This is a genomic window from Bacillus halotolerans (assembly GCF_001517105.1).
Lineage (GTDB): Bacteria > Bacillota > Bacilli > Bacillales > Bacillaceae > Bacillus > Bacillus halotolerans.
In genome coordinates, this window is record NZ_LPVF01000012.1 from 460,685 (window position 1) to 483,736 (window position 23,052).

Sequence of the window (23,052 nt, forward strand, 5' to 3'; positions counted from 1 at the left end):
GACGCTTTCTGGCTCATAAAAGAAAAAACGGGCTGCAGACAGCCCGTTATTTTTATTGTTCGACCGGTACAACCGCATCGTGTAATAGCTTGTTAAGGTTTTCTGTATGTTTGTTTTGCGTCTGCTCATCCCACTGGAATCGCTCGCTCATAAAATCAATAACGGCGTCTTTATATGTTTTTACCCAATTGATATCAAAAAATAAACGTCCCGTTCTGCGGACAAAGAAGTCAGCAGGCGTTGCAGTCAATTCTTCTTCAATGCTGTATTCTGCCTCGGCAAGGATATGAACCGGGATATTTCGCTTCACAGCCTCGTCTTTCAGTGCCTCGACCCGATTAAAGACACGCTCTACGTTGGAGCCGTATCTGATAGCCAGCTGTTTCGCATCCTTTTCTGATAAGCCGGCCGCAATGCCTTCTTTCGTTTTCGCCGTCACGAAGGATGCAAGGTTTTTAGAACCGCCGACGTGCCCGCCTGAAATCGGCATGTTTTTCGTTTTGCATGGGCCGAAATCCTTTTCGCCTTCCTCTTTTAATCGATCACGAACAAGGTCGACAATGTGCTCCGCCATTTTTCTGTACCCGGTCAGCTTACCGCCGGCAATAGTAATCAAGCCTGAATCTGACGTCCAAATTTCATCTTTGCGTGAAATCTCGGAAGGGTCCTTTCCTTCTTCATGAATGAGCGGACGCAGGCCAGCCCAGCTTGATTCGATATCATCCGCTTTCATATTCAGTTCCGGGAACATGTAATTGATTGAATTGATGACGTAATCGCGATCCTCAGTTGTCATGCGCGGATGCTCCAAGGCCTCTTTGTAAACAGTATCGGTTGTGCCCACGTATGTTTTGCCTTCACGAGGAATAGCAAACACCATGCGGCCGTCCGGTGTATCAAAATATACCGCTTGTTTCAAAGGAAAGACAGATTGGTCAAATACAAGGTGAATACCTTTTGTATGCTGAAGGTGCTTTCCGTTTTTAGAATGGTCTTTTTCTCTGAGCTGGTCTACCCAAGGGCCTGTCGCATTGACGATTTTTTTCGCGTATACTTTATATTCTTTTTTCGTCAAAACGTCTTCAATTAATACACCGACTGCTTTGCCTTTTTCATAAAGGAGTTCTTTTACTTTGGAATAATTCACAGGCTCTGCCCCGAATTTGACCGCTTCCTTCATGACCTCTATTGTCAGTCTCGCATCGTCAGTGCGGTATTCAACATAGTAGCCGCCGCCTTTTAAACCGTCTTTTTTCACCAAAGGCTCTTTTTGCAGCGTTTCTTTTGCTGAAAGCATGCTTCTGCGTTCTGATTTTTTTACGCCGGCTAAGAAGTCATAAACTCTTAAACCGATAGAGGTTGTGAATGAGCCGAATGTGCCGCCTTTATGAAACGGAAGCAGCATCCATTCCGGTGTGGTAACGTGCGGGCCGTTTTCATAGACAATCGCCCGCTCTTTCCCTACCTCAGCGACCATTTTCACTTCAAATTGTTTTAAATAGCGCAATCCGCCATGAACCAATTTTGTTGATCTGCTTGATGTTCCAGCCGCGAAATCCTGCATTTCGCTGAGTGCGACCTTCATGCCCCTTGATGCCGCGTCAAGAGCTGTACCAGCTCCTGTAATTCCTCCTCCGATGATAAATAGATCATATTTTTTTTTCGTCATGTCTGTCAGCATGCGATCCCGCTCAAGACTTGAAAATTGATTTTTCATTATTACGTTTCCTCCTTGTTGTCACGGTAAGTAAATAGAAAAAGAGACCACAACAGCCAAAGTGCATGTTCACACTTTGGTGCTGTGGTCTCTCCTCATCTCAGGACCGTTCTTATTAACTTGTAACCATTATAACATACTCTTATTTTATTTAAAAGCCATAGCTGCTTTAACGGCTTTTTGCCAGCCTTTATACAGCTCATTTCGTTTTTCTTCTTCCAATTTCGGTTCAAAACGCTTATCCAGATTCCACTGGTTAATAATGTCAGAACGATCCTTCCAGAATCCCACAGCGATACCTGCCAAATATGCCGCGCCAAGCGCAGTTGTTTCATTGATTTCCGGTCGTTCCACAGGCACATCCAAAATATCCCCTTGAAACTGCATCAAAAAGTTATTTTTAACAGCGCCGCCATCCACACGAAGCGTTTTCAATGAAATGTTAGAATCCGCTTCCATTGCATCAAGCACATCTTTCGTCTGATAAGCCAATGACTCCAGCGTGGCACGGATAAAATGTTCTTTTGTTGTGCCTCTAGTCAGGCCGAAAACTGAACCGCGCACATCGCTGTCCCAGTAAGGCGTTCCCAAGCCGACAAAGGCCGGAACGACATATACGCCGTCAGTTGAATCAACTTTCTCTGCGTATGATTCGCTAAGCGAAGAGTCCTGGAACATTCTCATTCCGTCTCTGAGCCATTGGATGGCTGAGCCTGCGACAAAAATACTTCCTTCTAAAGCATATTCAACTTTACCGTCAATGCCCCAGGCGATTGTTGTCAGCAGCCCGTGTTCCGACTTAATTGCTTTTTCCCCTGTATTCATCAGCATGAAACATCCTGTGCCGTATGTGTTTTTCCCCATGCCTGCTTCAAAGCACGCCTGGCCGAACAACGCGGACTGCTGGTCGCCTGCCGCTCCAGCAATCGGAATATTTTTTCCGAAGAAGTGATAATCAACTGTCTCCGCATACACATGAGAGGACGGTTTCACTTCAGGGAGCATTGATTTCGGAACGCCTAAAATCTCAAGCAGCTCATCGTCCCATTTCAAATCGTAAATATTAAACATCAGCGTTCTTGAGGCGTTGGAATAATCCGTCACGTGCGCTTTTCCGCCTGACATTTTCCAAATGAGCCATGTATCAATCGTTCCAAACAGCAGCTCGCCTTTTTCCGCTTTTTCTCTTGCGCCTTCCACATTGTCTAAAATCCATTTCACCTTCGTGCCAGAAAAATATGGATCTATCAAAAGGCCTATTTTCTCTCTGAATGTATCATTATATCCTTTTTCGCGAAGCTCCTCGCAGATTCCAGATGTCTGTCGTGACTGCCAAACGATCGCATTATACACAGGCTTTCCTGTATCCTTATCCCAAACAACCGCTGTTTCCCTTTGATTGGCAATGCCGATTCCGGCAATTTGAGAAGCGCTGATTCCCGATTCAGAAATGACAGATGCGATAACAGCAAGGACAGATCCCCAAATTTCATTTGCATTATGCTCAACCCATCCTGGATGCGGGAAGTATTGTGTAAATTCCTTTTGAGCGGAGTGAACGATTTTGCCTTCTTTATTAAACAGAATCGCTCTTGAACTTGTTGTCCCTTGATCTAAGGATAAAATGTAAGTTTCCATAAGATGTCTCCCCTTTGCTTAAATATATTTTGAATTTGATAGTGTTTGAGCTGCATGTTTTTTCGTATAGCCATAGAGTCCTAACAATACCACAACCAATACAACGCTTACAATCCAGAAACTGCTTGTAATCTGCCCCTGAAACGCGGCGCTGTAAAATACACCGCCGAATGATCCGCCCAAAATCGGGCCGGCAACAGGAACCCATGCGTACTTCCAGTTTGATGAGCCTTTCCCCGGAATCGGCAGAAGTGCGTGGGCAATCCGCGGACCTAAGTCGCGGGCGGGATTAATTGCATATCCCGTGGTTCCTCCAAGAGAAATACCGATAGCAACGATGAGAAAACCGACGATTAAAGGGTTAAGTCCCTCTGTAAACTCATTTGCCCCAATCGCCAAAATTCCAAGCACAAGGACAAATGTCCCAATAACCTCACTTAAAACGTTTGCAAACGTATGCGGAATGCTGGGTCCGGTTGAAAAAACACCCAGCTTGGCAGCGGAATCATCGGTAGACTTCCAATGCGGCAGGTAATGCAGGTAAACAATTACCGCACCGATCATTGCACCGATCATTTGCGCCGCAATGTAAACCGGAACCTCTTTCCACGGAAAATCACCAACAAAAGCAAATGCTATCGTTAACGCGGGATTGAGATGGGCGCCGCTGATGCCGCCGACCGCATAAGCGGCCATTGCCACACCTAATCCCCATCCAAATACAACAACAATCCAGCCAGATTGATATGAAAGCGATTTCTTCAAATTGACTCCTGCACAAACACCTGCGCCAAAAATAACAAGCAGCATCGTACCGATTAGTTCTCCCCAAAATGCTGTCATAGATAATTCCTCCTAAGGTTGCGATTAAGAAGTATGATAGAGAATAAAAAAACCACAACAAACCGCTTTACGGATGTATAACTTTTACCGTAAAGAGCTGCTGTGGGTCTCCGGATTCTCCATCACATTGTATTAACCTAGTGCAATTGTATCAGCGGATGAAAGCGGTGTCAATCACTTTCTGTCAAAAAGTTTTCATATTTTTTCCATAATTTGGTGTTAGATGTGGTAACAGCAACGGCACCAGCTTTCAGTGCCTGTTCTACATCTTGTTCTGTGCGGATGAAACCTCCCGCAAAGATAGGGATACCTGTTTTCTCTTTAATTTCCTGAATAAGTGACGGCACGATGCCCGGCAGCACTTCAATGAAGTCAGGCTTATGCTTGCCGACAAACTCCATGCTTTTTTCCATTGCGCTTGTATCAAGCAGAAACAAACGCTGGATTGCATAGATTTTCTTCTGCTTCGCTTTTGCAATCACGTTTGATCTTGTTGAGATAATCCCCGCTGGCTTGATATCCTGGCAGATGAATTCCGCTCCGTATTCATCATGTTTGATCCCTTGAATTAAATCGACATGCACCATCATCTTCTTCCCGTGCTTTTGCGCCTCTCTGATCACGCCCTTTAATTGTCCGAGATGAATATCAAGTATCACGCCGTACGAAAACGAGCTGTTTAAAAACTCATCAAATTGCTTCATATTGCGAATAGCCGGTAAAATAGGCTGGTTGTGAAAACTCATAGTGTGCTCCTTTAACAAATCACTTTTGTATCAAATCGTCAGTATGCTTTCCTTCACCGTTTTTACGATAAATGCAAGGTCTTCTTCTGTCAGACAAAATGGCGGGGCGAGCTGAATGACATTGTTATATCCGGCGACTGTATCGCCGTTTTTGCCGATGATCAGCCCTTTCTCTTTGCATGCCGTAACCACTTGGTTCACTTGGTCAGCGCCAGCCGGCTCTTTAGTCAGCTTATCTTTGACAAGTTCGATTCCGACCAGCAGCCCTTTTCCCCTTACATCCCCTACTGCAGGGTGTTCTCTCAACGACTGAAGCTCACCTAAAAGCTTTGCTCCGAGATCGCGGGATCGCTGAATCAGCTGTTCATCCTCCATAATTTGCAGGTTTTTCAAAGCCAATGCGCAGGCTGCCGGGCTGCCGCCGAATGTGTTGACGTGGCGGAAACGGTCATAAGGAGCTTCTCCTTGGTATGCTTCAAAAATCTCCCGTTTAACCGCGGTCGCTGACAATGGCAGATACGCGCTTGTAATCCCTTTCGCCATTGTAATGATATCGGGCTTCACGCCGTAGTGCATAAATCCGAACGGCTCGCCAGTCCGCCCAAATCCGCAGATGACTTCGTCACAAATCAGCAGGGCGCCGTGCCGGCGGCAGATTTCCTCCACTTTCTTCATATATCCGTCCGGCGGCATTAAAATGCCTCCGCCAGTAATAATGGGCTCCATAATGACACCGGCAATCGTTTCGTTTAATTCCCATGTCATGATGCGGTCAATTTCATTTGCGCTCTCTAATGAATTGGCGTCCTCAGGATTTCGGTAGACATCAGGCGGGGCGGCGTGCAGAAATCCTTGGCTTAACGGTTCATATTTATATTTCCGCTGTGCCTGGCCGGTGGCAGAGAGCGCTCCCAACGTATTGCCGTGATAGGCTCTATATCTAGAGATGAATTTATAACGGCTGTGGTCACCGTTTTCCAGATGGTACTGGCGAGCGATCTTAAAAGCGGTTTCATTTGCTTCCGATCCGCTGTTGGAAAAGAAAATCACATAATCGCCGCCAAGCCACTCATTCAGCTTCTCCGCCAAGTGAATCGCAGGTGCGTGACTTTGCGTTAACGGGTAATACGGCAGTTCCTTTAATTGTTCATAGGCAGCCTCCGCAAGCTCTTTTCTGCCGTAACCAATATTAACGCACCACAAACCGGACATCGCATCAAGATAGCGGCGTCCGTCTATATCAGTCACCCAGGCTCCTTCCGCCTTTTGGGCAATCAGACTGTCCGCTTGATGCGCTCCCTTCATAGCATGCCACACGAATTGCTCATCCTTTTGCTTTAATCCCTGATTTTGCTGAATGTTTCCCATACCCATCATCTCCATTTCATTAGCGTTCAATAAATAAATTGAAACAGACCTTCTCTTATGTGAAGTCTAGGTGATGATTTCCCTGACTTCAATATAAAGCCAGACGACAAAGGAGTCAATAAACCGCCGGGTAATTAAAACATCCTCTTTCATCAAGAAGAAAGAGGATGCAGCATCCAGAGCAGGACCGGCAAAGTGACTATGCTCAGCATTGTGCTGATAAAAGTGGCACTGGAAACGACTTCGGGCCTTGTATTAAACTGAACGGCCATTAAGGTCGTATTGGCAGCGGTCGGCATGGCCGCTACGAGGATCATAATTTGCTTCGTCATGTCATCCACAGGCAAAATCAATGTGAAGGCCAGCGCAATTAACGGTGATACCATCAGCTTCAGCAGCAGAGAATAAGAAATTTTTCTGTATTCAATATTCCTGAAAGAGATCAGCGCAAGCTGCATGCCAAGAATAATCATGATCGCCGGAATCGTCGCATTTCCGACCAGTTCAATGCCTGTCATTAACTCTTTAGGGACTGAAATATGCATAAGCTGAAGAATTGCGCCTAAAAGTGCTCCGTACGCCACAGGCATACGGATAACCCGAGTCATCACCGTTTTACATCCGCCTTCCTCCGAACCGCCCTTTGCAGCGTAATACATGCCGATAGTACTCATAATTAACTGCTGCAGCACCATTAACACAACAGCCGTATCCAGCCCCGCCGTCCCAAACACAAGCAGTACGACAGGCGTGCCGTAATTGCCGTTATTCATAAAGGCTGATGAGAGAATCATGGCACAGCGATCTTGGTTCGGATACCTATGTAAAAAGGATAAAAAGGAGACCAACAGCACAAGAACCAGGCATAGACCCAGCACAAAAATAGACAGATACACATAGTCCATCGTCAGCTCGTTTGAATAAAACGTATCAAAAGCCAAAAAAGGAGACATTAAATATAAGGACATTTTGGACAGTGTCTGAATATCAAAACCAAGTGTTTTCTGTCCGATATAACCAATTGCGAAGATTCCGAAAACAGGGACTAAAACAAGCAGAAACTCCATAAGGCACCTTCTTTTCCGATGTACACACATTAAATTCTATTTTAAAGAAAGCATGGCAGAGTTTTTTTAAAAAAACCCGCCAATTCAGGCGGGTTTCCGGATTATTTCTTATAGTGAATATGATAAATATCGCGGCGTCTGTCTTTGAGCTGGCGCACCGTTCCGTTTTGGCGCTGTCTTCTTAGAATTTCTAAGTCAACATCGCCAATGACGACCATTTCAATATTCGGGTTGGTTTCCCCAACGATGCCGTCTCTTGCGAATTCAAAATCAGAAGGGGCAAAGATGCCGGACTGAGCATATTGGATATCCATATTTTCAGTTTGCGGCAGGTTTCCAACCGTTCCGGAAATGACGGTATAAATTTGATTTTCGACCGCTCTTGCCTGTGAACAGTATCTGACACGCAAGTAGCCTTGGCGGTCTTCCGTACAAAATGGCGTAAAAATAATTTTTGCGCCTTTATCGGCCGCAATGCGGGCAAGCTCAGGAAACTCAATGTCATAGCAAATTTGGATCGCAATTTTCCCGCAGTCCGTATCAAACACACGTACCTGGTCGCCCGCGCTGATTCCCCACCATTTGCGTTCATTAGGCGTAATATGCAGTTTATATTGCTTCTCAATCGTTCCATCGCGTCTGAACAGGTAGGCGATATTATAAATTTTCCCTTCCTCTTCTACAAAATGAGATCCGCCGATAATGTTGACATTATACTTAACAGCCAAGTCTGTAAACAGACTGATGTAATCCTCAGTATACTCGGTAATTCTCTGTACCGCCAAGCTTGGTGAACGTTCCTCAAGGAAGGACATCAGCTGGGTTGTGAAAATTTCCGGGAACACTGCAAAATCAGACCTCGCGTCAGATGCGACATCGACATAGTACTCTACTTGATTCGCAAATTCCTCAAAGGAATAGATTTTTTTCATTTCGTATTGAATGACACAAATTCTCACAGGGAAGGCCGATTTATAATAACGCTTTGTCTGCTGCGGCAGATAATCGACATTATTCCATTCCATCAGCGTCGCATATTTAATTGAAGCTGTATCATCCGGGAGATAATCCGGGTTAATCCGCATCAGGGTAAAACCGTTCATCAGCTGAAAAGAAAGGACAGGATCGTAAATTTGATGGCGTGTTACCTGTTCAACATACTCTCTCGCAGTCATTTCATCAGCATATTTATGATAGTTCGGTATCCGTCCGCCTATGATGATGCTTTTCAGATTTAAACGTCTTGCCAAATCCTTTCTTGCCTCATACAAACGATGGCCGATTTTCATCCGTCTGTAATCAGGATGCACCATGACCTCGATCCCGTACATGTTTAAGCCATCCGGATTGTGATTGGTGATGTATCCGTCATCTGTAATGTCCTGCCACGTATGGCGGTCATCATATTCATCAAAATTAATCAGGAGGCTTGAGCACGAACCGATAATTTCACCTTCGAATTCTGCACAAAACTGCCCTTCCGGAAAATGCTCCAGATGGCTGATTAAATGCTCGCGCTTCCACGGCTCCATGCCTGGAAAGCAGTCCTTTTGAAGGTCTATAATGTTGTCGATATCTTTCTCTTCGATATTACGGATGACCATTTTCTTTTCAAAACGGGTCAAATCTAATTTCTCAGACAATCTACTCGCTCCTTTCTAGTTTTGTGCGTTCAGATGATCAAGCAATAGGGCGAGCTCCATCTCCGCCATTGATTCGAGCCTGTGATCATATTCTTCAAACATCAAGGTGCCTGTTACTTGATTCGGAACGATTACACACTTCATGCCCGCTCGCTTGGCAGCAATCGAACCATTGACGGAATCCTCGAATGCGAGACATTCCGACGGCGATACTCCAAGATTCTTTGCCGCTAACAAATACAGCTCGGGATTGGGCTTGACCTCTTCTACATCATCAGCTGTCTGAATCACTTCGAATTCGTCAAACAGGCCAAGTTGCTTCAAATGGCCGGATACCCATTTATAATCTGAGCTGGAAGCCAGTCCTACTTTTAAGCCTAAATCCTTTGCCGCATTCAGATACGCTTCAACACCAGGTCTCGCTTTTTCTGTTTCCATGCGTTTTGCAAACCGGTCTCTTCTCAGTTTTGTCAGCTCTTCATGGTTCAGCTTTTTGCCTATCTGTTTTTCTAAGTATTCAAATGGCCGAAATCCCGCCGCTGTTCCGATAACCTTGCCCCAAACGGATAACGGCAGAACTGAGCCATGTTCCTCAAAAATTTCCTGAAGGACTTCATATTCATGTGTTTCTGTATCAAGAATAAGCCCATCAAAATCAAAAATTAACGCTTTTATCACTGCGTACAACTCCTTTGGCCCGAATTGAGACATATATGTATACACTATACCCCGAAACGTCTCTGCTTTCAAAAAGTAAGGGTTTATGTGAAGAAAGAGCCTGCACACTGCAAGCTCTTTCTTATTAATGCAAGTTTTGATGAGAAATGTTTGTCAGCGCTTCTCCAGCAGACTCGTTCGACATCTGATTGACAGCCAGGTCTCCAAGCGCAACGATCCCGACTAGATTGTTTTGATCTACAATAGGAAGGCGGCGGATTTGGTGCTGGGCCATCAGATGCGACGCGTCTTCCAGACTCATATTAGGATTTCCTGATACGAGGTCTGTTGACATCACTTCTGAAACGGGTGTCTGGCCATCTCGGCCTTGAGCTGTGGTTCTCAATGCAATGTCACGGTCAGTCAGCATTCCTTTTAAAACACCTTGCTCTACCACGGGAACCGCCCCGACGTTATGCTGTTTCATCAGAGAAGCCGCTTCCTGAATCGTTTGATTCGGAGAAACGGTTGCTACCTGCGTTGTCATTGAATGTTTAACTGAACTCATTGGTCAGCACCCCTTTCAATCATTAGTATGTTCAGACACCGGATGATTAAAAAGGGAGTTGCAGGAAAGGATTTGTGGTATGATTTCTCTGATGCAAAAAGAGCTTTTCTCAAAATGGAAAAGCTCTTGCCGCAGATTATATCAGCCTTCTGTGACCCGAAAAGGCATTGTTTGTTTTCGGTTGAAAATCAGATAAAGCAAACGGAAAATATACTCCGCAATCATTCAGCATCTTGCTGTTTTTATCAAAAATAGCTTGATCACTCAAGTCATCGTGCGGTGAAGGCTTTGTCAGAATAATATGTATCATTTGCAGACAAGCCATAATTTGAAAAGCTTCTTTTAATGTTCCTTGGTAATATTGGTTATTTAAAGACAGAACGCCTTTCTTTTTAAAGCGCTGAATGTCCAGTTCGGAGAAATAAAGAGGAAATACATGATGGAAAAGCTCCATTGACAGTTCCTTGATAAAGCATTCCTGTTCTTCAGTTGCTGCGTTCACGATTCTCACGTCTATCACCTTTCTTGCCATCGAATATCCAAAGTCTTTCTCAAGAATATCACAGAAAAAAACGCGAATGTTAAGGTAAGTGTTTCCTATGAGAAGCAGCGGCCTTTCGCGCAAAAAAGGAGCCATTTGATCATGAAAGAAAAAGGCAAAGGGCTAGAGCTGATAATCAGTGAAAAACAGGACGGACAATGGCTGTTTTCTGTGCTGAAAACAGAGCTCAAAGCTTCTAAACCCGTTATCCAAGAATGGATGACTTATCACAATATAAAGGTCAATCACGAGCCTGTCAAAAACAACATACTCGTAAAAAAGGGTGACCGCCTGTTTATTGATCTTCAGGAAAACGAAGAGTCCTCCGTCATACCTGAGTATGGAGAGCTTGATATTTTATTTGAAGACCGCCACATGTTAATCGTCAATAAACCAGCTGGCATTTCCACTCATCCCAATGAAGAAGGCCAAACCGGCACACTCGCCAATTTGATCGCATATCACTTTCAGGTCAATGGAGAAACAATCAAAGTGCGCCATGTCCACCGTCTTGATCAGGATACATCAGGCGCTGTCGTATTCGCCAAGCATCGTCTGGCGCATGCCATCTTAGACCAGCAGCTAGAGCAAAAAACGCTGAGGCGTACGTACCTCGCAATTGTTGAAGGAAAACTGAAACCGAAAAAAGGCAAAATCGATTCACCGATTGGAAAAGACAGATCACACCCGACAAGACGGCGGGTTTCGCCAGGCGGACAAGCCGCCGTCACCCATTACCGTACCCTTGCTATCAATGCGAGAGAACAGCTCTCGCTTGCTGAATTAGAGCTGGAAACAGGCAGAACGCATCAAATCCGTGTGCATATGGCAAGCATCGGCCATCCACTTACGGGGGATACACTTTACGGAGGCGGGAGCCAATTTCTTAACAGGCAGGCGCTGCATGCCAAAAAGGTACAGGCTGTTCATCCGATTACCGAAGAGCTGGTCGTTGCCGAAGCACCTCTTCCAGCTGATATAGAAAGCCTTTGCCATACGTATTTATCATGAAAGAAAAGCCGCAGGGATTGTCCTGCGGCTTTAAATACGTTTTCCGTAAATAATATAACGTTTCGGGGCATTCCCGACGTATGAAAAAGGGTAGCAGGTGGTCAGAATGAGCTCTTCCTTTTCGTGCTGCAGCGTAATAATGGAGGTATCATCCTTGTCCACGATTTTTGTTTTGTCAATTTCATATGTGAAATCACCATATGAAAGGATGATGTTGAGCCGATCACCTTTTTCAAGCTCTCCTGTCCGGCGAAACACGGTGTCCCGATGTCCTGACAGTACAATTTGCCCGTTTTCATCTGGATAATAGCTTTTCTTGTAATGCCCCACACCCTTTTCTAAATCATCCGCATCGGTCCCTTCCACGATCGGAAGCTCCGCATTGATTTTCGGTATTTCCAGTATGCCGCTTGCTTGGCCGGTCTTCGGCTTAAACGATGATTTTTTCTCGGCTTGATTATCGTTTTTCTTCGTGCCTGGTATCGCCCGCGGCTGTTCAGCCGCCTTTTTTGCTTCTTTTAATGTCTGCTCTGTTTTCATGCTGGTATCAATCAGTTTGAAGCCCCCGTAGCCTGTGATCACAAGACCGATCACAATGATCACAAGAGGAATATATTTTTTCACGTCGTAGCAGCACTCCTTTTCCTTCTGATATATAAATACGTTCCGGACAGTGAGACCGCTGCGCCGATCACAATAAAGTTGTAGTATCCTGCTGACGTATCCGGAAGCTTATGATCAAAACCGCTTCCCTCCCTTTCTTTATGCAAAGGCAGTGTGTTGATACGGCCGGCGGCAGTGGCAGGCTGTTTGGTCTCTGTTAATTCTTCAAAAGTCGAAATGACTGCTGGCGGCAGCTGATGGACCGGAGCTGTAACCGGAGTCTCTCTTAGATCAGGCTGTTCTTCCCCAGGTGTCGGATTTGCCTTTCCCGGATCGTCTGTTCCCGGACTGTCTGCCGGCTCTTCAGTGACTGGGTCTTCAGCATGACTGTCTTCAGCCAGTTTAATTCTGCCTTCTTTCGTATATGAAATCGGCTTATCAAAGCTTTTGACATACTCTACAGTCGCTTCTAAATCCTCAGGTCCTGTAACAGCATGTTTCCCAAGCAATCCGATTGGCTGGTATTTGGCTCCTGTCGCCGTCGCCATAAAATTATTGACGGTTAAAGTGTATGTAGCATCCGGCTGGATTTCGGTTCCATCTGCCATCTTTATATCAACCGCTTTGCCTGTTTCTGTATCCCACGTATACGTAAACCCGCTTATGCTGTAGTCAGGGCCGAAAACCGGTGAGATTTGCGCATTGATGATCTCGCGCAAATCTTTTCCTTTAATCTCAAGCTTCGTCAGCACATTTCCAAACGGCTGAATGTTATATAGGTCTCCCCATGTAATTGGGCCTTTCTTCAGTCCTTCCCGTATCCCGCCGCCATTCATTAGCGCAAAATCCGTTTTCATCGCCGCTCTCATGCCATCAGCAATTAAATTCCCAAGAGGTGTGTCGCCATCATTAGAATAACCGCCTTCCATATCAACAGCCGCTTCACCGACGACTTTGCTGATAATCGGTTCAGCAAGGGCCTGATACTTATCTAAAATAGCTGAGGCGCTGGCATCAGGTTTTTTCTTGCTTTGATCGACGTATTCGATTTCAGCCGACTTTTTGACGATGTCTTTTGTCTGTTTATTAATCTCCAGATCAACGACACCTATCGCTTTTCCGTATTCAAACGCCTGAACGATCAGCTTGCCGTTCACTTCACCATTGACGACCTTATGGTTATGCGCTGCAAAAATGATGTCTATCTCAGAATCTGATTTGTTTGCAAGGTCAGCGGATTCACCTGTAATTGTGGTGCCGTTTTGTTCGGCAGACATATGCGCGAGCACTGCAATGGCCCTGATGCCTTTTTTCTTCAGCTCTTCGGCAGCGTCATTTACCGCTTGTACTTCATCGGTAAACTCAATATCCTTTATTCCGTCAGGCATGACCATTCCTGCCGCCGACTGTGTGACAACCCCAATAAAAGCAACGGGTATGCCCTCTACGTTTATAACGTCATAAGCCGGTAAAAAGGGTTCTCCGGTAGACTTCATTTTACAATTGGCGCACACAAGGGGAAAGTTTTGTCCGTCATAGCCGCTAGTGCCTTTCGGGTGATCTCCCCCTTTTAACATTCTCATGAGTTCATCCGTACCTTCATCGAACTCGTGATTGCCCACAGTTCCGACATCAAATCCGATATCCTCCATCAGTTCCACAGTTGGTTCATCTTGAAGAAGAGATGATACGGGCGAACTGCCCCCGATCATATCCCCGGCGTGCACAGTGAGCGTGTTTTTCTTTTCCGCCTTTTTTTCTTTCAAATAGGCAGCTGCATAGTCCATGCGTCCGAATGTGCCATCTGGAGTGCCGTCTCCATCAAGATCAAGCTCGTATTGCTGATCGATTTTCCCATGTAAATCGTTCATGCTTAACATCCTAAGCGGTATATTTTCTTGGGAGGTTTGCTTTTTCTTGTAACCGGCACTCTCTGCTTCAGCTGCTGAAGAAAAGAAGATCCTGTTTTCCACAGCCACCTGCTTCCAGTCTGCTGGCGAAACATAGGTCTTGTTTGATGAGTCTCCCACATACCTTGTCAGCCCTTTCCCCTGGTCTCTGGCTCTAAATTCAAACGGCATTTCCATAAGAGGATCCGCTTCATCCCAAATGCCTTTTTGCTCTTTTTTAGCAGTGGCGGCTGCGGCCTGAAATTCCTGATAATCCTCTTCATTTTCAACAGGCCAAATAAAATATGTTGGAGCATAGCCATTTTTCACGAGTTCTAAATTTACATTTGCCCCTGTCTCAGTCACAACCTGTCCAAGAAGTCTGCCATAGCTGTCCTTGGCTTCGCTGCCGACTTTTACAGTAATGTGATCTCCTGGAGACAAAACAGTTTTTAAATAGTCAGAGGCTTTCTTTCCAAATCTTAATTGATTTTCATCCGCTTCATTTTTAGGTGTATGGTACGTTTCTGGCGTGTCTACATTTACAAAACGGATTTTTGCCGTGCCAAGTATCGGTTTTTTGACATGAATGGTATCACCGTCTACAACGCGATCAACCACAGTTTCATATTCGCCTTCTGAAGACGGCGGGGCAGGCTGCTCTTGAAGCAGCTTCATGTCTCCTGATTTTCGCGGAAGAAGCTGAAGGGATTGATATCTGCTCAACACGCCAGTGATTTCATACCATTTATCCTCAGTCAGTTCATCAATGATACCTGTCTCCCTCATAACACGCAGTGTCATTGCGTGGTGATCATTATCAATCATCGTAACATTGTAACCGCCGCCTGCTTGAGAATTTGGGATGGAAGAAATATAAGCTTTGACTGTCACAAGACGCCCTTCATATTGATCACCCAAGCTGCCATTGACCAGTTCATTGATCGTTGAAAATTCAGGGACAGGGAGAGGCTGATTTGATTGGGTAATACGGATGCCTGATGTATCCGGAACTATTTCAGTAAGCCCTTGGTAAGTCGTTATTTTCCCTGTCACCGTAATGTCCATTCCTTCTTTTAACTCAGGGAAATTCTCTGGTGCTGCCGAATAAATGTTGATGCCGCCTGTGTCATCCTGCATAAAGGTCGACAGCTTTCCGCCTCCGATTGCGCTCTGATCGGCAGTAACAACGCCTTTAATCGTGACATGTTCATTCATTCGGCCGCGCGCTTCCTGTATTGTAATCGGCTGTGCTGCCGGCGGGGATTCAGCGTCATCCTTTAAGATTATTGACTGAGCCTTCTTAAGACCTGTCGTATTAAAATAATGTTCAAGCTCGCCTTGAACAGCTATCTTTTTCCCAAGAAGCAGCGGGTTCGTTTGCAGTCCGAATTGGCTTCTAAATGCGGAGGGGATTTGCACGGGAAGAATGTGATCGGGTGATGTCTCGTTTTTGCTGTCCGCTATAGCAATGTTATAATCATTTGAAAAAGGGCTTGTCAGATTGTAATGCTGAGGTGAAACGGCTTGGCCGATTGTATATCCTTCGACAAGAGCTTGCCCCTCTTTTTGCTGTATCGCTTTTTCAACCGATATTGGTTCTGGCTCAGCAGCTCTTACAGCTTCATAAGCGGACATGACATTCAAGAAAATGAAAAGTATGATCAAAACAACATGCAAAAAACGCCTCATCAGTTTTCCTCCCTTACATCTTGCATAATTCGTTTATTTGCTAATCACTTCGACAATCAGCATATAAATCCTGTCAGGCGCTGCATAAAACACCGCAGACAAGCACAAAATACAGCTGATCTGAAAAAAAAGGAGGAATTCGGTTTGGATCAGCAATTTCAGCAGCAATCACAGAATAAAGGGATACCAGGCAAACCGCATCAAAATCACGGCGGACATGAAATGTTTGATATGCACGAGGTGCTTTCCGGAACGCTTACTGTGCTTGATCAGTTTATGATGCTGAGACAATTCTGTAAGGATCAGGAATTATTAAACATCCTTGACCGTCAATATCAATTCATTACATCTCAATATAACTTAACGGCAGAGTGCTTCAAAACAGGAAGCGAGCCTTCACAAAAAACGGCAACTTATATGATGAAAGAAGACAACCAGACTGTTTACGGTATGCAGCCGGCACAGCCTAAGAAACCTGTTCAATCCATGAATGACATTGATGACAGCATCATCAGCCGCCAAATGCTTTGCGCTGTTAAGGCACAGGCATCTATGCTCACGATGGCTTCTCTAGAAATGACAAATCCGGCCGTAAGACGTGTACTGTCTGCGCAAATTCAGCAGTATGTCGAAATGGCTTTTGAGATTTTCCTTTACCAAAACAAACATGGTTATTACCAGGTTCCGCAGCTTGACGCGCAGGATATGGAACAACTGAGAAATTCATTTGCCCCTGCACAAGGACAAATGCCTCCGACTCAAGGCGGTATGGGCCAGCAGGGACTTCATTAAATAAAAAAGGCATTGGATAGAAACTATCCAATGCCGCATTTTCTTCAAACCTTCTGGTAAAATCTTTTTCAAATTGATAAAGACTATCCTGCGTTGCCGCTTTAAACCCTTTTTTAAAATCCCCTTTTTTCGCTGTTTCCTTTATAATCTCCAAAATAATGTCTTTCCCATATGTTTCCGTCAGCTCATTGATCATATAAAAGCTTTGCAAATAAACATCGGTTTCATATTCCGATCGAGCTTCCTGCCAGTTCTGATCTGTCTGCAAACGGTCAAACGGCACGACAGTAAACGTGATCGGATCTATGAGCAATTCATAGTTCGCGATCCACTCGCTTAATCCTTCATGGAACCATAAGGGGAACTCATCAGGATCTGCTTCGAGCTCCCGTAATTTCTGATGAAACGCATGGTGTGTGTACTCATGAATCAATAATCTCTGATACAGATAAACCGCTACATCATCACCTTCTAAAAGCTGCTTTTTCTCTTCAGGCAATAATCCGATCAGCTGCTCCCGCTCAGAATAAAAGCCGACAACATCCAATAAACCGGAATAAGCCTCCATCTGTTTTTCATTAGGAAAAAAAATAATATCAATAGGCTTATGATTCGAATATTCAAGCATGACCTGATTAATACTCACCGCATATTCTAGCGTTTCTCTCGTTAATGGCAGTAAGGATTTTTCCTTAGAAGTGTAATAAACATCGGCCTGTTTAAATGACTCTTTCTTCATGTGCTTCGTCACTTGTTCTTTCGTTATCCCAGATGTCTGCCCTGGCAAAGACAGAATATACATCGTGCTTGATACGATGGCCGAGCTTACGGCCAGCATCACAAGGACTCCGCACAGGAATAGAGCGGATGCCGCACGCTTTCCTATGCCACCCTGCAAACGTCTCCCTCCCTGAGCCGGTCCGTCTTGTACCTTTTATTTTTACTCTATGCAGCCTTAGTTCACAGCGTGTCATTCCTGAAAGAAAAAAGCCGCACAAGTTATGCGGCTTTTTATCTGTTATTCAGCTTGCGGAAAGACACGTTGTACTGTTTGACTGAATTCATCAAAGAATCCTGCAATCGGATCACCATTTTGAATCCGTTCGCCATACCCCTGCATCCGATCAACAAAGTCTGGATTTGCAGAAACATAAACATTGTCCATGTTCTTATCAGTGTCTCTTACTTTATCGGAAATTTTCTTTTTCAGATCTTTTCCAACTTCTTTTTTCCCATTTGTTAATACAACTGCAACATACGCTTGATTTCCGGCAACAATCACATTCGCGTGTTTAACTTCTTTCATATCGGTAATTTTATCGGCTGCATCATCAGCAACTTCCAACTTACGGTTATCATTACCGTTATTGTCATTACCATTATTCGTCATATTATTGTCAACGTTGTCACGGCTATCATTTGCATTGTTGATATTTCTTGTGCCGTTATCATTTGCCGGATTGCGGTAGTTAACATTTTCAGGCTCTGCATTATCACGTCTGCCCTCACCCTGATTGGCCATACTGCAGCCAGTCATAAGCAAAGGGATAAGAAGCATGGACGCAAGGACTTGTTTTTTTCCAAGCATGTGAATTCCTCCTTTATCACTTTACTTATAGGTTTTTCTAATTGGCTCTAAATATGCATGAAAAAATAACGGAAATGCTTTCCCGGGAAATAAAACGGTTAATTTGTCTAATCAGAGGGGAAAATATCAATACACTTATAAAGGAGGGATCACGTTGTTCAATCAGCGAAAAGGAATCAGTCCTACAGCCTTAGTTATCGGTTCTACTGTGCTTGTTGCTACTTTATCCCCGCAGATCCGGCAAAAAATCAGCGGGTTTATTACAGGTCAAATGAACAACCGGAATGCTCAAAATAAGTCGTTGGATCTTTCTAATGTTGGAGATATGATGAAACAGGCGTTTGGAGGAAATAATCAAGATCAATCTCAAAATCGTCAGCAAAATGGCCGTCAGCATCAGCATGGAGGCCAACAGCAAAGCCAACCTCAACAGCATCAGTCTCAGTCTAAGCAAAATCGTCAAACGGACACAACAACAGCCAGAAAAAGACAGCAGCAATATGCAGAGCCAATCCATTTCGAACAAAGCGCAATGAATGTAATGGATGACAACACTGTAATGGGAATGCTGGAAGACTTAGAACCCGGCCGTTAAAAAAAACGTGTAATCCAGATGGGATTGCATAAGGGTTCAAATGGTTAATTATATTGGCTTTTTAGACGTTTTTTGCTTTAAAACTTTTTTGTTTTTTATATTTTTTCACCTATTTTGGAGTACAATTGGTGAACATAAAAAAATCCTTCTTTCGTTCAATATTGAACGAAAGAAGGATTTTTTCATTTATGCTGCTCTATCCGAAGCAATCTTTATCATTTCATTATTAGTTCCCACTTCAAAAGTTGAAAAGGACAGAACACTATTTAACACCGCTATTACCAATATACCTCGACTGAGTTTCATTAATAATCTCTCCTTTTTTAATTTTGTTTCTTGCTTCAACACTCAACATATAATAAGCGTTGGAAATCCTGTTTCGGTCCGATGAAAAAATACAAATATTTTATTTGGATGATGCACTGGCTTCTAGGAGATTGATCGGTTATGGCAGCATTTTGAAAGAGATACATAAAGAGCTAAATCTTAGTGATGTGGAAGACAGCGATCTGGTTAGATTGAGGAAGAAGATGACGAGGCTGCAAATGGTGCATTTGAGGTAATGGCTTATTGGCACCTGGGAATTAAAATTACATAATCAAATAATACAAGCAGGTATTTACCCTGCTTGTATTTCTGTTTTTAAAACAATTAGAAACAATTATTAACAACGTCACCTAAACTAAAGAATTCTAGTACGGCTTTTTGAGTTTCACCTGGTAGTGCTTTAGTAGATACTTTTACGGCTTTTTTAATAGCATTTGTTCTAGAAAGTCCTAGGTTTCTTTGATGTTTATAAGCTCTGATAATTGTTTTTGTCATAGAATTTAGTCCGCCCATTAATTTTGCGGCTTTTTTAACTTTTAAGATCTTTGCCCATGGGATAGCATTTACTGCTATAGCTTTAGCAGCACTAGAAATGCAACTCCATGTATTCAATACTATGAATGGTCCTATACTTTCCTGTACGGTTTTAACAGCAGTTAGGTTTTCTCCATCAGCAACAAATTCATAACCTTCAAATTCGTTACCTTTATGTACGTTTAACCATTCAACACCGGAGTTTATTCCTTGCTCAGCAACATCCTCTGGCATTTGATCAATTAATTCTAATAGAGGTTCGAGAGTTCTTTTCATGTTCTGAGCTTCTACATTAACTTGCTCAGCAGAAACATCATTAGAATTTTCTTTTGCGTTAGCTATTGGTATTGTAATAGCGGTGAAAACTAGAGAGAAACAGATTACAATGACCAATTGTTTAATGCTTTTCTTCACGATAAAACTCCTTTACAATATTTTTGTAGAATTATTTTCCGTGAAAATAATAACATATTTTTTAAAAAATAGGAGGATGTTTATGAAAAAAAGTTTGTATTTTTTGATACTATTGATTGTTGCAGGCTCATTTATTATTAATATTTTCGTAGATAATGAATCCATTTCAACAATAGTTAATATTATTGGACTAATTGCGATTATTATTATGGGCATTGTTTTAAGAATTACTTTTGGTAGCTCTTCAGAAAAGTAATCCTTTTTAGATCAAATGTAAAAAGCAGACCTTTAAAGGTCTGTTTTTTTCGTGTTAGGTTCAATGCGTGAGGACGGAGATTGCTTCAATTTGGTTTATTTTGATCTTTGGGTTTAGTGAATTTTGTAGAATATCCAGCAGCTAATAAAAAGATAATAGCAAGAACATATGCTGAAATACCTTGATGTAATATGAATATAGAAATTAAATTAGATGCTACAGCAAGAATAATAAAAATTTAATCTCAATAGGGAGACCTCCCTTGGTTTGCTATGCAAGTGTTCATACAGCTTAACCAGCCTTATGCAGAAACCTCACCTTCTGAAATTGGTGTAGTCCCCGTTTCATATACTATCAATAAGAACTTCTGATTTCGTTTTTAAACCTTTTTCGAGAGCACTCTTTAAAAGACTTATAAAATCTTCTCCATCACTCGTAACAAAATAATTTGATAAGTCAGTTATGTCCTCGCTTATATTATCTCCCCAAGGTGGGCGTTTATTACTGTCTTCAATATCCCAAACAACTTGTGAAGGGCTGTATTCTTTCAATCTTTCTTTAATATCTTTTAACTCTTCAAGGGCAGGTTCAATGTTTTTAGTTTCAAGTTTGCCTTGATAAAGTTCATTTAATAAATGAGGATATTTCGATCCCCAACCTTGTTCTTCTAAATGATAGCTCACAGTTGAAAAAAATGAATGGAGGAAGTCTCCATGTCCAACCTGATACCAATAATATTTAACCTTAAACCCAACAGTCATCGTGTTCACCTCTAATTGGTTTTGAATTTAATATCTGCTTTCCCATTAGTCTTTTTCATAATTTTATCATATAAATCGTCCATTATTTCTTCAGAAACTGATTGTCCCCTAATATCTATGATTATTGTTTGTTTAGTATTACCCGGAAGGTCAGTCAGACGTTTTTCGACTTGTTTAGAAACATTGTTTACTAATCTGCTTCTTCCACTGGACGTAGTAATCTTATAGTTTTTAACCTCTATACTATGCTCATCTTTATAAAAGTCTGGACGGGAACTTCCTTTCTTTCCATAAGGGACCTCTTTGCCATTTATAAATGACTTTTGTTCACTGTAATTAGGATAATCTTTTCCAACATCTTTTTCAGATTGTCGCCAGGATGGTCTTTTAGGAACACTAGGATTTGTTGCATTTAACTTTTTGTTCACACCACGCAGCCCAAATCCACCAAGAACACCTAGAGCCTGATTAAGACTATTCTGTCGTTGTTCATCAGATATTTTATTCCCAAACATATCTCGGCCGGTTATAGCTTCACTAAAGCCATTCGCCGAAGCAAGTCCGTAAAGCCCTTTACTTGAGTTTTGAAGAGCATAGAATGTTTTAGGTGTTTTATATACTTCGAGGGCTTTTTCGGCTTTAGAGATAGCTTTTCCTGTTGAATAAACAGCTTTTACACCTTTCCCTAATTTACCGGCCCATCCCACAATAGGAACATAACCCGCAGCAGCCATTGCACCAGCTGCTACTCGTTGTCCCTCAGTGAGCTTTTCACCAGTTACAGGGTCAACTCCATCGGCAGCCCTTTTATAATCATAATATCCAGAGACTTCTCCTGTAAAATTACAAACAACATCCCACGTCTTTTCGTACCATGGGCGATTTTCAAGCTCCTCCTGTTCTTTTGCAATCCTTCTTTGTTCAGCCTGCTGATCTTTAAAGGAGATATAATCAGTTGATTGTTTTTTTACATCCTCAGCCATCTTGTGAACTTCACTGTCTCTATAAGCTTTAGCATCATAATAGATGGGTGAAGCACTTTTACCTTTTGAAGTTGCTCCAATCAAGGCTTGGTAATCTGCCTGAATCATTTGTTCATTGGTTTCTGATAGAGCATATTCAGATGTTAGTTTTTCATCGACTTCACTTATTTTCTCGACTGTGTTTTTTCGTTCTTTATCTGCAGAAGATAATTTATCTTTAAAGTCTTCTGTTGAAAAAACATCTAGGGGAAGGATGTCGTGTATATCATTTAAGATGTCTTTAATCGCTTTTTTCTGTTCAGACATGATGGCCTTTGATTTAGTATTAGCATTAACCAACTCATGTTCTAAGAAGGATTCTTCTATGTATGCATTAGATAAGTTAGCATCTTCCAAGATACCAGGAATACTTGTTAAAAAAGCAATTTTCATTTCAATCAGATCAATCCATTGATCAGCTATGCCGGCCTGATCCTCATAAAATGATTTGATATTATCTGCACCTTTACCTGAAAACTCACTATCATCTAAGTCAACAACAGCTTTAAAGGCCTTCTTTAATTTGACCATTTTACTTTTTAATTCTTTGTATTCTTTTGCTCGATTTTCTGATTCTGAAAGAAGTGTTTTCGCTTCAAATACTTTCATGACCATATCCTTTCTTAATAGATTAATATCAAAATATTACCATGGGAAAATTAAGAAGGGGTGGTCATGAAGAATTAATCCTTAAAATGATAGTTTAGACCTGCGACTTATCTCTTAAATTCCTAAAGCTACTTCAAGAATTTCTTGATCACGGTCAGGAAGGTATCCTTT

General features: G+C 42.8%; 20 protein-coding genes and 2 pseudogenes. 4 read left to right on the plus strand and 18 right to left on the minus strand.

Features of this window, described 5'->3' with window-relative positions; genetic code table 11:
* Window positions 1-52 precede the first annotated feature (52 nt).
* From glpD to AU387_RS17680, 10 genes are all read right to left on the minus strand, one after another.
* Window positions 53-1,720 carry a glycerol-3-phosphate dehydrogenase gene (gene glpD, locus AU387_RS17635; protein ID WP_082687948.1) on the minus strand — a complete coding sequence of 556 codons (1,668 nt, stop codon included), beginning with the start codon at window positions 1,718-1,720 and terminating at the stop codon, window positions 53-55.
* Between the two features lie 144 nt (window positions 1,721-1,864).
* Window positions 1,865-3,355: a glycerol kinase GlpK gene (gene glpK, locus AU387_RS17640; RefSeq protein WP_059336458.1), complete on the minus strand. Its 1,491-nt coding sequence runs from the start codon at window positions 3,353-3,355 to the stop codon at window positions 1,865-1,867.
* An 18-nt stretch (window positions 3,356-3,373) separates the two neighbouring features.
* Entirely contained in the window at window positions 3,374-4,198 is an 825-nt protein-coding gene (locus AU387_RS17645; protein ID WP_059336460.1) for an MIP/aquaporin family protein, read from the minus strand.
* Window positions 4,199-4,368: 170 nt separating this feature from the next.
* Window positions 4,369-4,944, minus strand: coding sequence for a glycerol uptake operon antiterminator GlpP (glpP, locus tag AU387_RS17650; RefSeq protein ID WP_029441192.1), 576 nt, complete (start codon window positions 4,942-4,944; stop codon window positions 4,369-4,371).
* A gap of 30 nt (window positions 4,945-4,974) precedes the next feature.
* On the minus strand, window positions 4,975-6,327 hold the full coding sequence (locus tag AU387_RS17655) for an aspartate aminotransferase family protein (RefSeq protein WP_082687949.1): 1,353 nt from the start codon (window positions 6,325-6,327) through the stop codon (window positions 4,975-4,977).
* 137 nt (window positions 6,328-6,464) lie between these two features.
* On the minus strand, window positions 6,465-7,379 hold the full coding sequence (locus AU387_RS17660; RefSeq protein WP_059336463.1) for an AEC family transporter: 915 nt from the start codon (window positions 7,377-7,379) through the stop codon (window positions 6,465-6,467).
* Between the two features lie 101 nt (window positions 7,380-7,480).
* Window positions 7,481-9,022 (minus strand): bifunctional GNAT family N-acetyltransferase/carbon-nitrogen hydrolase family protein, encoded by a 1,542-nt coding sequence (locus AU387_RS17665; protein WP_024120710.1) that lies wholly within the window; start codon window positions 9,020-9,022, stop codon window positions 7,481-7,483.
* A 15-nt stretch (window positions 9,023-9,037) separates the two neighbouring features.
* Complete coding sequence (locus AU387_RS17670) at window positions 9,038-9,700, minus strand: HAD family hydrolase (RefSeq protein WP_044156626.1); 663 nt, start codon at window positions 9,698-9,700, stop codon at window positions 9,038-9,040.
* 124 nt (window positions 9,701-9,824) lie between these two features.
* Window positions 9,825-10,247: a CBS domain-containing protein gene (locus AU387_RS17675; protein WP_024120708.1), complete on the minus strand. Its 423-nt coding sequence runs from the start codon at window positions 10,245-10,247 to the stop codon at window positions 9,825-9,827.
* Between the two features lie 136 nt (window positions 10,248-10,383).
* On the minus strand, window positions 10,384-10,779 hold the full coding sequence (locus AU387_RS17680) for a YhcU family protein (protein ID WP_059336508.1): 396 nt from the start codon (window positions 10,777-10,779) through the stop codon (window positions 10,384-10,386).
* Window positions 10,780-10,890: 111 nt separating this feature from the next.
* Here AU387_RS17680 and AU387_RS17685 point away from each other — a divergent pair, with 111 nt between their 5' ends.
* Entirely contained in the window at window positions 10,891-11,799 is a 909-nt protein-coding gene (locus AU387_RS17685) for an RluA family pseudouridine synthase (RefSeq protein ID WP_059336465.1), read from the plus strand.
* 30 nt (window positions 11,800-11,829) lie between these two features.
* On the opposite strand, the gene srtA is transcribed toward AU387_RS17685, so the two are convergent.
* Window positions 11,830-12,423 carry a sortase SrtA gene (srtA, locus tag AU387_RS17690; protein WP_059336467.1) on the minus strand — a complete coding sequence of 198 codons (594 nt, stop codon included), beginning with the start codon at window positions 12,421-12,423 and terminating at the stop codon, window positions 11,830-11,832.
* Complete coding sequence (locus AU387_RS17695) at window positions 12,420-15,983, minus strand: 5'-nucleotidase C-terminal domain-containing protein (protein ID WP_059336468.1); 3,564 nt, start codon at window positions 15,981-15,983, stop codon at window positions 12,420-12,422. The genes srtA and AU387_RS17695 overlap by 4 nt, the downstream gene beginning before the upstream one ends.
* Window positions 15,984-16,127: 144 nt before the next feature.
* Between AU387_RS17695 and AU387_RS17700 the strand changes: the two genes are divergently transcribed.
* Window positions 16,128-16,775, plus strand: coding sequence for a spore coat protein (locus tag AU387_RS17700; RefSeq protein ID WP_024120704.1), 648 nt, complete (start codon window positions 16,128-16,130; stop codon window positions 16,773-16,775).
* Here the strand turns inward: AU387_RS17700 and AU387_RS17705 are convergent.
* Window positions 16,707-17,673 (minus strand): annotated as a pseudogene (locus AU387_RS17705) (gluzincin family metallopeptidase). The gene AU387_RS17700 and the pseudogene AU387_RS17705 overlap by 69 nt on opposite strands.
* A gap of 120 nt (window positions 17,674-17,793) precedes the next feature.
* Window positions 17,794-18,363 carry a YhcN/YlaJ family sporulation lipoprotein gene (locus AU387_RS17710; protein ID WP_024120703.1) on the minus strand — a complete coding sequence of 190 codons (570 nt, stop codon included), beginning with the start codon at window positions 18,361-18,363 and terminating at the stop codon, window positions 17,794-17,796.
* A gap of 154 nt (window positions 18,364-18,517) precedes the next feature.
* Between AU387_RS17710 and AU387_RS17715 the strand changes: the two genes are divergently transcribed.
* Window positions 18,518-18,958, plus strand: a complete 441-nt coding sequence (locus AU387_RS17715; protein WP_059336471.1) for a hypothetical protein — start codon at window positions 18,518-18,520, stop codon at window positions 18,956-18,958.
* Between the two features lie 262 nt (window positions 18,959-19,220).
* On the opposite strand, the pseudogene AU387_RS22405 reads toward AU387_RS17715, so the two are convergent.
* Window positions 19,221-19,331, minus strand: a pseudogene (locus tag AU387_RS22405) (hypothetical protein); the annotation flags it as partial.
* 278 nt (window positions 19,332-19,609) lie between these two features.
* Complete coding sequence (locus AU387_RS17720; RefSeq protein ID WP_059293170.1) at window positions 19,610-20,233, minus strand: hypothetical protein; 624 nt, start codon at window positions 20,231-20,233, stop codon at window positions 19,610-19,612.
* A gap of 82 nt (window positions 20,234-20,315) precedes the next feature.
* Here AU387_RS17720 and AU387_RS21810 point away from each other — a divergent pair, with 82 nt between their 5' ends.
* Window positions 20,316-20,489, plus strand: coding sequence for a hypothetical protein (locus AU387_RS21810; protein ID WP_169793539.1), 174 nt, complete (start codon window positions 20,316-20,318; stop codon window positions 20,487-20,489).
* Window positions 20,490-20,833: 344 nt separating this feature from the next.
* On the opposite strand, the gene AU387_RS17725 is transcribed toward AU387_RS21810, so the two are convergent.
* Together AU387_RS17725 and AU387_RS17730 are read right to left on the minus strand one after the other, a co-directional pair.
* Window positions 20,834-21,250 (minus strand): immunity 70 family protein, encoded by a 417-nt coding sequence (locus AU387_RS17725; protein WP_059293171.1) that lies wholly within the window; start codon window positions 21,248-21,250, stop codon window positions 20,834-20,836.
* An 11-nt stretch (window positions 21,251-21,261) separates the two neighbouring features.
* A complete protein-coding gene (locus AU387_RS17730) occupies window positions 21,262-22,881 on the minus strand; it encodes a ribonuclease YeeF family protein (protein WP_059336472.1) in 1,620 nt (539 codons plus the stop codon).
* Window positions 22,882-23,052 lie beyond the last annotated feature (171 nt).